The sequence below is a fragment of the Acinetobacter calcoaceticus ANC 3811 genome (assembly GCF_000399665.1).
Taxonomy (GTDB): Bacteria; Pseudomonadota; Gammaproteobacteria; order Pseudomonadales; family Moraxellaceae; genus Acinetobacter; species Acinetobacter calcoaceticus_B.
The window spans coordinates 3,032,733-3,047,350 of sequence record NZ_KB976986.1 but is presented as its reverse complement, the minus strand read 5'-3'; the positions used below and the strand labels follow the sequence as shown (position 1 = coordinate 3,047,350).

Below are 14,618 nucleotides of genomic sequence, written 5' to 3'. Positions count from 1 at the left end.
AAGACCAAAAAACTGCTTTGATCGCAGTACAAAGTGCCGCAGAAACTTCATATATAAAATGCTGAAGAGCTCTGCTTACGCAGAACAAAGAACATGTTATTGCACGTATTCCTGCATCGGTGAAGATTTTATCATCATTTTATGAGAAACCCATAGAATGACTTGCAACACCCTCATCTACAAGCCTATTTTTTCGAACAGATGTAAAAAATGCACCCATCGGCATGATAATAATTCATCGTGCAAATGGATGCATAGTTTCTATTCAATTAATAAAATTGAATATTTTATAGAACGCGTACAGCTCCTTTCGCTGCACTCGTTGTATGCATTGCATAAACTTTTAACGCTTTTGATACCTTACGTTTACGTTCTTCTTTCGGATGCCAGCCTTTCGCTTCTTGAACTGTACGACGGTGCGCCATAGTCGCATCATCAACGTTCAAGTGAATGGTACGGTTTGGAATATCGATTTCAATCGTATCACCATCTTCTACCAAACCAATTGCACCGCCTTCAGCAGCTTCTGGTGAAACATGTCCAATCGAAAGACCTGATGAACCACCAGAGAAACGACCATCTGTCACCAATGCACAGTCTTTGCCTAAACCTTTCGATTTAAGGTAGCTGGTTGGGTAAAGCATTTCTTGCATACCCGGACCGCCACGTGGACCTTCGTAACGAATCACAACCACATCGCCAGCTTTAATATCATGACCTAAAATTGCATCTACAGCGGCATCTTGGCTCTCAAATACACGCGCTGTGCCCGTAAATTTCAAGATTGATTCATCTACACCTGCAGTTTTTACAATACAGCCATCAAGCGCGATGTTGCCGTATAGAACTGCTAAACCACCATCTTTCGAGAATGCATGTTCTGCATTACGAATAACGCCTTTTTCACGATCGCCATCTAAAGTTGCATAGTAGCGATTTTGAGAGAACGCAACTTGAGTTGGAATACCACCTGGAGATGAACGATAGAACTCATACACGTCTGCATCTTCAGTACGAATAATATCCCACTTGTCCAACGCATCTTTTAACGTTTTCTCATGGACTGTTGGTAGTGATACATCAAGTAAATTCGCACGATCAAGCTCACCCAAAATGGCCATAATACCGCCAGCACGGTGAACATCTTCCATGTGAACATCTTGTTTCGCAGGCGCTACTTTAGACAATACAGGAACTCGACGTGACAACTCGTCAATATCGTCCATTGTAAAGTCAACTTCCGCTTCACTTGCTGCAGCTAATAAATGCAGAACCGTATTGGTTGAACCACCCATTGCAATATCAAGGGTCATCGCATTTTTAAACGCCGCCTTTGTTGCAATTGAACGAGGTAAAATGCTTGCATCTTCTTGTTCGTAATAGCGCTTAGCCAATTCAACAATAAGTTGGCCTGCTCTTAAAAATAATTTTTCACGATTAGCATGTGTCGCAACAATTGAACCATTACCTGGTAAAGATAAGCCTAAAGCTTCCGTTAAACAGTTCATTGAGTTTGCAGTGAACATACCTGAACATGAACCACATGTTGGACATGCTGAACGTTCAAATTCTTCAACTTCTTCGTCTGTATAACTTTCATCAGCCGCAACAACCATTGCATCAACAAGGTCAATCGCTTTTTCATTACCACGGAACTTGACCTTGCCCGCTTCCATTGGTCCGCCTGACACAAAAACTACAGGAATGTTCAAGCGCATTGCAGCCATGAGCATTCCCGGAGTAATTTTGTCACAGTTCGAAATGCAGACCATGGCATCAGCACAATGCGCATTCACCATGTATTCGACTGAGTCAGCAATCAAATCACGTGATGGTAATGAATAAAGCATGCCGTCATGCCCCATTGCGATCCCGTCATCTACTGCAATCGTATTAAACTCTTTAGCAACACCACCTGATGCCTGAATTTCTGCTGCGACTAGTTGCCCTAAATCTTTAAGATGTACATGGCCCGGAACAAATTGAGTAAATGAGTTGACCACCGCAATAATCGGTTTGCCGAAATCCTCATCTTTCATTCCTGTTGCACGCCATAAGCCACGTGCGCCAGCCATATTTCTTCCGTGTGTCGATGTTTTTGAACGATAGTCAGGCATTAGTGTTTCCAACAAGTTGTGCTTGAGCGGAATTTCTTCCACTCTGGCTGAATGATACTGATATAGCGTTAGATCAGTCGGAATATTGACTCATCATCATAATTTGATCATTCTCCATTCTATAGAAGCAAATAATATTCGGAAAGCCAAGAACAGTAATAGTCAGTCAATATTTAGCAAAACTTACATGAATAATTTTTTATTTTTTCATAACCTTTTTTTATCAATAAAAATTTTTGAATAATTTTTTGTTCACTATTTAAAAACCAAATCTCTCAATAGCCATGAGTTTAGGGCTTCAAACGTTTTTCACGTATACTACCCATAAACTCTTTTTGGATTGCATTTGTGAAAATTATTTTTGCTGGCACCCCCGAATTTGCTGCAACAGCATTGGCGGCATTATTAAAAACTTCCCATGAAATTATCGCCGTTTACACTCAGCCAGATCGTAAAGCAGGTCGTGGACAAAAACTAACACCATCTCCTGTAAAACAGCTTGCGCTTGAACATGGTATCCCTGTTTACCAACCACTTCACTTTAAAGCATCTACAGAAGAAGGGCTCGCAGCCCAACAAGAACTTGCAGCTTTAGGTGCCGATGTGATGGTCGTTGCAGCCTATGGCTTGATTCTTCCACAAGCTGTGCTCGATACTCCTAAATATGGCTGTTTAAATATTCACGGCTCATTATTACCACGTTGGCGTGGCGCAGCACCAATTCAGCGTGCGATTGCAACAGGTGATGAAGAAACCGGAATCACGATTATGCAGATGGCTGCCGGTTTAGACACAGGCGATATGATGTATAAAATCTACTGTACAATCACAGCCGAAGATACATCAGCGACTTTACATGACAAACTCGCAGTTCAAGGTGCAACAGCAATTTGTGACGTACTCGAGTCAGAAGAAACACTACAAAAATATTTGGCAGAACGTGAAGTTCAAGATGAAAGCCTAACTGTCTATGCACACAAGCTAGTGAAATCAGAAGCTCGTATTGACTGGTCAAATGATGCTGTTCAACTTGACCGAAATATTCGTGCGTTTAACCCTTGGCCAGTTGCCTTCATTCAGTTAGATGAAAATAATGCTCTGCGTGTTTGGAACTCAACGACTTCTACTCAAAACCGAGTAAATGCCCAAGCTGGTGAAATTATCGCAATTGATAAACAAGGCGTACATGTTGCTTGTGGTCAAAACTCTTTTATTTGTCTGACCAGCGTGCAATGGCCGGGCGGTAAAGCAATGAATGATCAACAAATTGCTCAAACTCAAAAACTTCACGTAGGACAAATTCTACCATGAGTCAGGTTTCATCAAATTCGTCACGATTTAACTTACGTGCTCAAGTCGTCCAGACCTTATTAAAAGTTCAGCAAGGCCAATCACTTGCTAGTATTTTAAATACACAGCTGAATCAAGTTGCAGAACGTGATCGCGCACTATTTCATGAACTTGTTCTAGGTACGCTACGCCAATGGTTTGCTCTTAAATCAATTAGCTTACCTTTGCTCAGCAAACCTTTAAATAATGAAACAGTTGAAACCTGTTTGTATGTTGGACTTTATCAAGTTTTATGCACGCGTATTGCAGCACACGCTGCCATATCAGAAACAGTAGATGCCACCAAACAACTTGGATTTCCTGCACTCGGCGGTATTGTGAATGCTATTTTGCGCCGCGCTACTCGAGAAACTGATGACTTTCAGCAAGGTTTACAACAAGCACATGGCTTACCAAGTTGGCTTTTTAAAAAGCTAAAAAAGGATTGGGGGGAACAAACGGAATCTCTTTGCCAATCATTAAAACAAATCGCTCCTTTAACCTTACGAGTTAACCAGCGTCATATTGACCGTGATGCTTATTTAGCAAAACTACAAAGTCTAGATATTCAAGCACGTGCATGTACTCTGTCTGAAGCAGGTATTGTTCTTGAACAATCTGTACAAATTACCCAGCTACCCGGTTTTGAAGAGGGATGGTTTTCTGTACAAGATGAACACGCTCAGCTATGTGCAACATTATTGCCAGATTTAAATAATAAAACAGTGATTGATGCCTGTGCAGCACCTGGTGGAAAAACAGCTCATTTACTCGAAAAGTTTAAACCAGCTCAGCTCATTGCTATTGACCAAGATTCTAACCGCTTAATCCGTGTAACTGAGAATTTAAACCGCTTAGCACTTGATCAAATTCAAACAGAAATTTTGGCAGCCGATGCAACTCAATGGGTACCTGCACAACCAGTAGATTGTATTGTGCTTGATGCACCATGTTCTGCGACAGGCGTTATTCGTCGTCATCCTGATATCCGTTTATTGCGCCAATCTAGCGACATAGCTCAAACGATTGAACTACAAAAGCAGATTTTGGAACACATGTGGCAACAACTCAATGTTGGAGGCACACTGCTCTATATTACCTGTTCAGTTTTAAAAGCTGAAAATGAACAGCAGATGATAAATTTCTTTGCACAACATACTGATGCAAAAGAAATTAAGATAGAAGCGAATTGGGGACTTGAACAAATTCATGGTCGACAATTATTACCGCAAGCACAATCTGGCGATGGATTTTATTATTGTAAAATTCAAAAAATTGCATAAAAAAAGCAGGCTTTAAGCCTGCTTTTTACTAGATCAGCATCAAAGCGTATGCTGATCTTTTACATCTTCTAAAACATCATCTAACTCTTCAGGATGTTTCGATAAATGTAGAATGGATAAAATCAATCCACCCCATAAAAACACCATCGAAATTACCATCATCACGATTGCCGAAGTATTCATTATTTTATCCTCCTAGCGATCTTTCATTTTACTTAACACGATTGCAACGACCGCACAGAAAATCACACTGCCCCAGCCGAATACACCTTGTAAGCTCATACTATAAGTATCATAGCCATTTTTGATCAAATTAAAAACAGTCATACAGAGTGTAGTTAACAAGATTAAAGATGTAATAACCGTTAAAGTGAAATCCCATCCCTTACCAACTTGAATAGTTGAGATACGATTTATATGGTCACTAAGCTCTTTAAGAGCCGAACGTTTAAACCAAGCTATACTAATAATTGATATTAATGCACCACCGATAATACCGATATTGTTGATAAAGTGGTCAACAATATCAACCAACTTAATTGCATTTACACTTGAGAATAAAATAATTGATACAAGTGCACTACCACCACCAATAATCGTTACAGCTTTTTTACGGCCCCATTTCAACTTATCTTGCATTGCTGCAATAGGCACTTCCAAAATACTGACCATCGAAGAAATACCTGCGACGAAAAGTGAAGAGAAGAATAAAAGACCAAATAAATCAGCCCCTGTACCTAAGCTTGAAATAATTTTCGGGAATGCAATAAATGCTAATCCAATTCCGCCACTCACGACATCTTTAACTTCAGTACCTGCCGCATGTGCCATAAAGCCCAGCGCTGCAAAAATACCAATGCCGGCCAAAATCTCAGTTGATGCATTTGCAAAACCAACGATTAAGCCAGAACCCGTTAAATTCGTTTTTGGTTTTAAATAAGATGCATAGGTAACCATGATCCCGAAACCAACAGATAATGAAAAGAAAGTATGACCATAAGCTGCTAACCATACTTTATAGTCCATCATTGCTGACCAGTTTGGCGTAAAGAATGCATTCAAACCTTGAGCAGCACCCGGCAAACGCAATGACTGAATCACCAAAATAGTGAATAGAACGAATAATAATGGCATGAAAATTTTATTGGATAATTCCACACCCTTTTTCACCCCACCATAAAGAATGATTAAAGTAAGTGCCCAAATTCCAACAATCGGCCAGAATAAATGACTTACGAACTGTAAATCAAACCCAGTCGCTTTTGAGGTTTGTAAGTAGGTATTAAAGAAGAAGCCTTCCGGATCACTTCCCCACATTTGACCAATAGAGAAGTAAACGTAACTACCTGCCCATGTCAACACACTTGCATAATACAAACCGATGATGATACAGACACAAACCTGCCACCACCCTAGTGTTTCTCCGCCTTTAAATAAGGCTCGATATGCTTTTGGAGGTGAACCAGTACTACGATGCCCAACCGCATAATCTAAAAATAGTAACGGTAAACCAGCAGTAATGAGTGCTAATAGATAAGGAATAAGAAACGCCCCACCACCATTTTCATAAGCAACGTATGGAAAGCGCCAAATATTACCTAAGCCTACAGCCGAACCAACGGCTGCAATAATAAAACCAGATCGTGACGTCCAGTTTTCACGAGAATCTGTCATAAAACACCTAATGTTAAAAGATTGCTTATTTTTACTGCTATTGTTGATTGTTATTCCGCATGCAAAAAAAGAACCAAAGAATACTTTTGTGTTTGATTGAGAATAAAAGGCACCTTGTGAGTATTTTTATTTTCATTTCAAACAAGCAAATATAGAAAATTCTTCCTTAAAGATTTTTGTCCATTTTTTGCCCCTATATAGCTGAACAATACCTGTTTTTATTTCTTTTTACTGTAATTTCCATCAGAAATTTTACGAATTTTCCAAGTTTTTTTCACAATTGGTTATTTTTCAGCTAATCTTTACATTTAAATCATATAGGCAGGCAATGTTGTTCAATGACATTTTCTTCCAATTCATAAAAAGCGCTATTTAATTACTCAACTTATCCATTAATTTATTCTTCAATTTCCAATTAAAATTTGATAACACCCATTTATTTAGATGAAAAAATTTATACTAAAATTTGTAGAGGATTAATGTCACCCAAACTAAGAGGTAAATATTAATTATTTGAAATGATTAATATTTTATTTAACTTAGAAAAATTATTAACAATATACGCTTCAGACTCATGTTTTTTATCAATGCATCTGTAGTAAGATGCCTATATCATGCGCTCAAAGATTTCTTTTATGCGGATGTTCAAAGTGAAAATATTAAAAATATCTTTATTAACGCTCGGGATGGGCTTAAGTGGATTTGCTCAAGCAGACTTTGTTGGAGTAAAAGGAGATGTAGGCTACTGGTTTTATGATGGTAAAGCTAATATGTCTTCTCAACTCCCTGACGATCAAGATCTAGATCAAAAAGGTAGTGCTCAGCTCTCATTGGCAATAGAACACCCAATCCCATTTATTCCAAATGCAAAAATTCGTTATGTAAATTTAGATACCCAAACTAAATCAGAAACTCTAGGTCAAGCTAACTATAAAGTTGATTTAGATCATAGCGATTTTATTCTCTATTATGAATTATTAGACAATATTGTGAGTGTAGATGCTGGACTTGGTGCAACTGTACTAAATGGTGATATCACTGCGTATACAGGCAAGCGCGTGGATATTGATAAAACATATCCTATTGCTTATTTGTCTGGTGAAGTAAAACTTCCATTTACAGGCTTAAGTGCTAAAGGTGAAGCAACTTATACAAACTTTGATGATGCACGAATCACAGACGCATTGGCAGAAGTAAAATATAAGTTTGCAGATAATCTACTCATTGATCTTGGTTTAACAGCAGGATATCGCGTACTCAATATTGATTTAGATGACTACGATAATAATGATCTTAAGTTTGAATTTAAGGGTCCTTATGTAGGCTTGGAAGCCCATTTTTAAATCGGAACGCACTCGAAATTTGCTTCATATATAAAAAAAGGACTCTTATAGAGTCCTTTTTAATTAACCCATACCTACATAACCTGAATATTTTTGAATTCTTTGGCACCATGCCTGAATGTTGGGATATAAAGCTAAATCAAAACCACCTTCATCAGCTACATGGGTATAGGCATATAGGGCAATATCAGCAATAGTTAATTGATTTCCAACAAGATAGTCATGCTCTACTAAAGCTTTATTCATAATAGATAGTGCTTTATGGCCTTTCGGTTGTAAATTATGATATTCCTCTATTCTTTCTGGTGGTAACCCTAAATATTTATTAATAAAACGAGCAACTGCAATAAATGGTTCATGACTATATTGTTCAAAGAACATCCACTGATACATTTTTGCTTTTGTATAGGAATCTGTAGCAATAAGTTCTGTTCCGTCAGCCAGATAACCTAAAATAGCATTAGATTCGCTTAAAACACGACCATCATCTAGGAGCAATACAGGTATTTTTCCATTAGGATTTAAGAATAAAAAATCTGCTGTTTGAGTGTCTTTTTTTAAAACATCAATGTGGACCCATCTATGTTTAATATTTAATAAGGAAAGTAATAGTTTGATCTTATAACAATTGCCCGAATCTACATCACCATAAATTATCATAGATATTTTTCCCTTATTATTCATATTTAAGTATGTAAATTTCTAAAGAGGTAAATAATTTTAGAATAGCTTTATTTTTTATAGCTTTAACTTTTGTGTGCCATGTCAGCTGTATTAATTCTTAATTCCGTGCATAAAAAAACACCCCCAACTTAGGTTGGGGGTGTTTAGAATAATGAGCTGGCGATGACTTACTCTCACATGGGAAACCCCACACTACCATCAGCGCTAAGAGGTTTCACTTCTGAGTTCGGGAAGGGATCAGGTGGTTCACTCTTGCTATGGTCGCCAGCACAACTGGTATGGATACTAGCATTGGTCTTAATATGCCGATGCGTTTTCCAAATCTTTACAGATGGGCTGATTGAGTCTTGATATTTTGTTCATTTTAGCTAAGCGTATAACTAAATCAAGTTGATTTGTACATTAATGAATCGATTGATGCTATATATACAACTGCTTGGGTGTTGTATAGTCAAGCCTCACGAGCAATTAGTATTGGTCAGCTTCACATATCACTATGCTTCCACATCCAACCTATCAACGTCCTAGTCTCGAACGGCTCTTTAGAGGACATAAAGTCCTAGGGAAATCTTATCTTGAGGTAGGCTTCCCGCTTAGATGCTTTCAGCGGTTATCCCTTCCGAACATAGCTACCCGGCGATGCGACTGGCGTCACAACCGGTACACCAGAGGTTCGTCCACTCTGGTCCTCTCGTACTAGGAGCAGATCCTCTCAAATTTCCAGCGCCCACGGTAGATAGGGACCGAACTGTCTCACGACGTTCTAAACCCAGCTCGCGTACCTCTTTAAATGGCGAACAGCCATACCCTTGGGACCTGCTTCAGCCCCAGGATGAGATGAGCCGACATCGAGGTGCCAAACACCGCCGTCGATATGAACTCTTGGGCGGTATCAGCCTGTTATCCCCAGAGTACCTTTTATCCGTTGAGCGATGGCCCTTCCATACAGAACCACCGGATCACTAAGACCTACTTTCGTACCTGCTCGACTTGTGGGTCTCGCAGTTAAGCGCGCTTTTGCCTTTATACTCTACGCGTGATTTCCGACCACGCTGAGCGCACCTTCGTACTCCTCCGTTACTCTTTAGGAGGAGACCGCCCCAGTCAAACTACCCACCAGACATGGTCCTCGCCCCGGATTACGGGGCAGAGTTAGAACCTCAACATTACCAGGGTGGTATTTCAAGGACGGCTCCATTGGAACTAGCGTTCCAACTTCAAAGCCTCCCACCTATCCTACACAAGTAAGGTCAAAGTTCAATGTCAAGCTGCAGTAAAGGTTCACGGGGTCTTTCCGTCTAGCCGCGGGTACACTGCATCTTCACAGCGATTTCGATTTCACTGAGCCTCTGCTGGAGACAGCGCCGCCATCATTATGCCATTCGTGCAGGTCGGAACTTACCCGACAAGGAATTTCGCTACCTTAGGACCGTTATAGTTACGGCCGCCGTTTACTGGGGCTTCGATCAAGAGCTTCGCTTACGCTAACCCCATCAATTAACCTTCCAGCACCGGGCAGGCATCACACCCTATACGTCCACTTTCGTGTTTGCAGAGTGCTATGTTTTTAATAAACAGTTGCAGCGGCCTGGTTTCTGTGGCTGTCATCAGCTCAGGAAGCAAGTTCCATCACCAACAACAGCGTACCTTCTCCCGAAGTTACGGTACCATTTTGCCTAGTTCCTTCAGCAGAGTTCTCTCAAGCGCCTTGGTCTACTCGACCTGACCACCTGTGTCGGTTTAGGGTACGATTCCTGTGTAACTGAAGCTTAGAGACTTTTCCTGGAAGCATGGTATCAGCCACTTCGCTGTACAAGTACAGCTTGCTATCAGATCTCAGCATAGAGCACCCCGGATTTGCCTAAGATGCATGCCTACTTCCTTTCACCTGGACAACCAACGCCAGGCTGACTTAACCTTCTCCGTCCTCTCATCGCATTACACAGAAGTATTGGAATATTAACCAATTTCCCATCGACTACGCCTTTCGGCCTCGCCTTAGGGGTCGACTCACCCAGCCCCGATTAACGTTGGACTGGAACCCTTGGTCTTTCGGCGAACGGGTTTTTCACCCGTTTTGTCGTTACTCACGTCAGCATTCGCACTTCTGATACCTCCAGCATACTTCTCAATACACCTTCATCGGCTTACAGAACGCTCCCCTACCACTTGACTTAAAAGTCAAATCCGCAGCTTCGGCACATAGTTTTAGCCCCGTTACATCTTCCGCGCAGGCCGACTCGACTAGTGAGCTATTACGCTTTCTTTAAAGGGTGGCTGCTTCTAAGCCAACCTCCTAGCTGTCTATGCCTTCCCACATCGTTTCCCACTTAACTATGATTTTGGGGCCTTAGCTGGCGGTCTGGATTGTTTTCCTCTTGACTACGGACGTTAGCACCCGCAGTCTGTCTCCCGGATAGTACTCATAGGTATTCGGAGTTTGCATCGGTTTGGTAAGTCGGGATGACCCCCTAGCCGAAACAGTGCTCTACCCCCTATGGTATTCGTCCGAGGCGCTACCTAAATAGCTTTCGGGGAGAACCAGCTATCACCAGGCTTGATTAGCCTTTCACCCCTATCCACAAGTCATCCCCTGGCTTTTCAACGACAGTGGGTTCGGTCCTCCAGTTAGTGTTACCCAACCTTCAACCTGCTCATGGATAGATCGCCTGGTTTCGGGTCTATACCCAGCAACTAAACGCCCTATTAAGACTCGATTTCTCTACGGCTCCCCTATACGGTTAACCTCGCTACTGAATATAAGTCGCTGACCCATTATACAAAAGGTACGCAGTCACCGAACAAGTCGGCTCCCACTGCTTGTATGCATGCGGTTTCAGGATCTATTTCACTCCCCTCACAGGGGTTCTTTTCGCCTTTCCCTCACGGTACTGGTTCACTATCGGTCAGTCAGGAGTATTTAGCCTTGGAGGATGGTCCCCCCATATTCAGACAAGGTTTCACGTGCCTCGCCCTACTCGTCATCATTATGTGTGCCCTTTCGTGTACGGGAATATCACCCTCTACGTTCGCACTTCCCAGAGCGTTCCACTAAAACACACATAACTTAATGGGCTGATCCCCGTTCGCTCGCCGCTACTAAGGGAATCTCAATTGATTTCTTTTCCTAAGGGTACTGAGATGTTTCACTTCCCCTCGTTCGCCTTGCAACACTATGTATTCATGTTGCAATACCTACCTTAAAGTAGGTGGGTTCCCCCATTCAGAAATCTCCGGATCACAGGATATTTGCCGCCTCCCCGGAGCTTATCGCAGGCTATTACGTCTTTCATCGCCTCTGACTGCCAAGGCATCCACCACATGCACTTAATTACTTGACTATACAACCCCAAACAGTCGTTATTACCTACAAGGAGTAATAAGACATGATCAATGATTTCTCATCAATCTCTTACAGTTTGAAGTACTGTGTATTTAAACACTGTACAGCTTCAATCTAATTCATATACCAAAACGCTTGATTCAGTTAATTTGCTAGTTCTCAATTCATTTAGATCAATTGCTTAATCTAAACTCTTGAGTGAACAATTTATTTCAGACTCAATTTTGCCAATCTGTTAATGAATAAACATGCCTTCGTCAGGTCATGCTTAATACCGTGATACTTAAATCACAGAAGTTAATAAACTAAGATCTAATCCCTATTTACTAATTTCTGTAATCTGAACTTCTCTTAAGTTCTGGTGGAGACTAGGAGAGTCGAACTCCTGACCTCCTGCGTGCAAAGCAGGCGCTCTACCAACTAAGCTAAGTCCCCAGCTTACATCATCAGTTCTGTATCTTCTTTTCTATAACTTCAACCAGTCAAAGTCATGGTGGGTCTGACAAGACTTGAACTTGTGACCCCACGCTTATCAAGCGTGTGCTCTAACCAACTGAGCTACAGACCCTCAGATACATCTATGAAGAACAACTTGTTGTGGATTCTTACTAATCGTCAATCTTTCGTTAAGGAGGTGATCCAGCCGCAGGTTCCCCTACGGCTACCTTGTTACGACTTCACCCCAGTCATCGGCCACACCGTGGTAAGCGTCCTCCTTGCGGTTAGACTACCTACTTCTGGTGCAACAAACTCCCATGGTGTGACGGGCGGTGTGTACAAGGCCCGGGAACGTATTCACCGCGGCATTCTGATCCGCGATTACTAGCGATTCCGACTTCATGGAGTCGAGTTGCAGACTCCAATCCGGACTACGATCGGCTTTTTGAGATTAGCATCCTATCGCTAGGTAGCAACCCTTTGTACCGACCATTGTAGCACGTGTGTAGCCCTGGCCGTAAGGGCCATGATGACTTGACGTCGTCCCCGCCTTCCTCCAGTTTGTCACTGGCAGTATCCTTAAAGTTCCCGACATTACTCGCTGGCAAATAAGGAAAAGGGTTGCGCTCGTTGCGGGACTTAACCCAACATCTCACGACACGAGCTGACGACAGCCATGCAGCACCTGTATGTAAGTTCCCGAAGGCACCAATCCATCTCTGGAAAGTTCTTACTATGTCAAGGCCAGGTAAGGTTCTTCGCGTTGCATCGAATTAAACCACATGCTCCACCGCTTGTGCGGGCCCCCGTCAATTCATTTGAGTTTTAGTCTTGCGACCGTACTCCCCAGGCGGTCTACTTATCGCGTTAGCTGCGCCACTAAAGCCTCAAAGGCCCCAACGGCTAGTAGACATCGTTTACGGCATGGACTACCAGGGTATCTAATCCTGTTTGCTCCCCATGCTTTCGCACCTCAGCGTCAGTGTTAGGCCAGATGGCTGCCTTCGCCATCGGTATTCCTCCAGATCTCTACGCATTTCACCGCTACACCTGGAATTCTACCATCCTCTCCCACACTCTAGCTAACCAGTATCGAATGCAATTCCCAAGTTAAGCTCGGGGATTTCACATTTGACTTAATTAGCCGCCTACGCGCGCTTTACGCCCAGTAAATCCGATTAACGCTTGCACCCTCTGTATTACCGCGGCTGCTGGCACAGAGTTAGCCGGTGCTTATTCTGCGAGTAACGTCCACTATCTGAAGGTATTAACTTCAGTAGCCTCCTCCTCGCTTAAAGTGCTTTACAACCATAAGGCCTTCTTCACACACGCGGCATGGCTGGATCAGGGTTGCGCCCATTGTCCAATATTCCCCACTGCTGCCTCCCGTAGGAGTCTGGGCCGTGTCTCAGTCCCAGTGTGGCGGATCATCCTCTCAGACCCGCTACAGATCGTCGCCTTGGTAGGCCTTTACCCCACCAACTAGCTAATCCGACTTAGGCTCATCTATTAGCGCAAGGTCCGAAGATCCCCTGCTTTCTCCCGTAGGACGTATGCGGTATTAGCATTCCTTTCGAAATGTTGTCCCCCACTAATAGGCAGATTCCTAAGCATTACTCACCCGTCCGCCGCTAAGTGATAGTGCAAGCACCATCACTCCGCTCGACTTGCATGTGTTAAGCCTGCCGCCAGCGTTCAATCTGAGCCATGATCAAACTCTTCAGTTAAAAATCATTTTGCACCTTATTAAAGACAAGGTGCCAATTCTGGCTCATCAATTTTCTGACTTAAATTTCGCTCAAATAAACTTCGAGTAATTTAAACCAATCAATCAATGATAATATTTCGATCAATCAATCAGTAAAAATCCACACAAGTTGTTCTTCATAATCTCTTAATGATCTTCTTCCTGGTTCGTCACCAGCAAGCTAGGTCGGCTATGTTACTCTTAATCTCTTAAAAGTCAACAGGTAATTTCGATATTTTTAAAACTTATTCTCAAAACCAACTTCTTATCAAATTCACTACCTAAAGTAATCAACTCAATTCCAAGTAACTGTTTTTCAACAAGTTCTTATCTGCATCACCGCCGATGGATGTGCATTATAGAGCATTATTACCCCTTGGCAAGGGGTATTTCTGCCTTTTTCTATCGAGTGCCGCTTTTTTCTTCTATTTTATGAAAAAAGTCATATATATGCCTTCTTTTTAGACATTTTCACTACTTTTATTAATTTTTATTTTGGAAAAATACGTTCATCTTAGATTTTTGATGTCTTCTTATAGAAGTTATAGGCATATATAGCATTCTCGATTCCAAAGATTCCAAAGATTCCAAAGATTCCAAAGATTCCAAAGATTCCAAAGATTCCAAAGATTCCAAAGATTCCAAAGATTCCAAAGATTC

7 protein-coding genes, 2 tRNA genes and 3 rRNA genes are annotated in these 14,618 nt (G+C 41.8%); 3 read left to right on the top strand and 9 right to left on the bottom strand.

Translation table 11 applies throughout. The features are described from left to right. Positions 1-287 precede the first annotated feature (287 nt). Entirely contained in the window at positions 288-2,117 is a 1,830-nt protein-coding gene (gene ilvD, locus F935_RS15535; protein ID WP_035366348.1) for a dihydroxy-acid dehydratase, read from the bottom strand. A gap of 348 nt (positions 2,118-2,465) precedes the next feature. Between ilvD and fmt the strand changes: the two genes are divergently transcribed. Both fmt and rsmB read left to right on the top strand, forming a co-directional pair. Then, complete coding sequence (gene fmt, locus F935_RS15530; protein WP_016139750.1) at positions 2,466-3,428, top strand: methionyl-tRNA formyltransferase; 963 nt, start codon at positions 2,466-2,468, stop codon at positions 3,426-3,428. Beyond that, positions 3,425-4,729 carry a 16S rRNA (cytosine(967)-C(5))-methyltransferase RsmB gene (gene rsmB / locus F935_RS15525; RefSeq protein WP_016139749.1) on the top strand — a complete coding sequence of 435 codons (1,305 nt, stop codon included), beginning with the start codon at positions 3,425-3,427 and terminating at the stop codon, positions 4,727-4,729. The genes fmt and rsmB overlap by 4 nt, the downstream gene beginning before the upstream one ends. A gap of 39 nt (positions 4,730-4,768) precedes the next feature. Here rsmB and F935_RS18630 read toward each other — a convergent pair whose 3' ends face one another. Beyond that, on the bottom strand, positions 4,769-4,912 hold the full coding sequence (locus F935_RS18630; protein ID WP_004640212.1) for a methionine/alanine import family NSS transporter small subunit: 144 nt from the start codon (positions 4,910-4,912) through the stop codon (positions 4,769-4,771). A 12-nt stretch (positions 4,913-4,924) separates the two neighbouring features. Then, the gene (locus F935_RS15520) at positions 4,925-6,403 is read right to left on the bottom strand and encodes a sodium-dependent transporter (protein WP_016139748.1); all 1,479 of its coding nucleotides are present in this window, start codon (positions 6,401-6,403) and stop codon (positions 4,925-4,927) included. Positions 6,404-7,044: 641 nt separating this feature from the next. On the opposite strand from F935_RS15520, the gene F935_RS15515 reads away from it, so the two are divergent. Further along, on the top strand, positions 7,045-7,746 hold the full coding sequence (locus tag F935_RS15515; RefSeq protein WP_080645795.1) for a TIGR04219 family outer membrane beta-barrel protein: 702 nt from the start codon (positions 7,045-7,047) through the stop codon (positions 7,744-7,746). 63 nt (positions 7,747-7,809) lie between these two features. Here the strand turns inward: F935_RS15515 and F935_RS15510 are convergent, their stop codons facing one another. The 6 genes from F935_RS15510 to F935_RS15485 form a co-directional block, all read right to left on the bottom strand. Continuing rightward, positions 7,810-8,406: a glutathione S-transferase family protein gene (locus F935_RS15510; protein ID WP_016139746.1), complete on the bottom strand. Its 597-nt coding sequence runs from the start codon at positions 8,404-8,406 to the stop codon at positions 7,810-7,812. Between the two features lie 178 nt (positions 8,407-8,584). Beyond that, positions 8,585-8,699, bottom strand: a 5S ribosomal RNA gene (gene rrf, locus F935_RS15505). A gap of 178 nt (positions 8,700-8,877) precedes the next feature. Continuing rightward, positions 8,878-11,771, bottom strand: a 23S ribosomal RNA gene (locus F935_RS15500). A 361-nt stretch (positions 11,772-12,132) separates the two neighbouring features. Then, positions 12,133-12,208: transfer RNA gene (locus F935_RS15495), tRNA-Ala, on the bottom strand. 56 nt (positions 12,209-12,264) lie between these two features. Next, a tRNA-Ile gene (locus F935_RS15490) sits at positions 12,265-12,341 on the bottom strand. A 59-nt stretch (positions 12,342-12,400) separates the two neighbouring features. After that, a 16S ribosomal RNA gene (locus F935_RS15485) occupies positions 12,401-13,938 on the bottom strand. The 16S, 23S and 5S rRNA genes sit together here with 2 tRNA genes alongside, the layout of an rRNA operon. Positions 13,939-14,618: the final 680 nt, after the last annotated feature.

Coding starts and splice junctions, on each gene's coding strand:
- F935_RS15520 (WP_016139748.1), bottom strand. CDS start 6,403: ATGACAGATTCTCGTGAAAACTGGACGTCACGATCTGGTTTTATTATT.
- rsmB (WP_016139749.1), top strand. CDS start 3,425: ATGAGTCAGGTTTCATCAAATTCGTCACGATTTAACTTACGTGCTCAA.
- F935_RS15510 (WP_016139746.1), bottom strand. CDS start 8,406: ATGATAATTTATGGTGATGTAGATTCGGGCAATTGTTATAAGATCAAA.
- F935_RS15515 (WP_080645795.1), top strand. CDS start 7,045: ATGTTCAAAGTGAAAATATTAAAAATATCTTTATTAACGCTCGGGATG.
- F935_RS18630 (WP_004640212.1), bottom strand. CDS start 4,912: ATGAATACTTCGGCAATCGTGATGATGGTAATTTCGATGGTGTTTTTA.
- ilvD (WP_035366348.1), bottom strand. CDS start 2,117: ATGCCTGACTATCGTTCAAAAACATCGACACACGGAAGAAATATGGCT.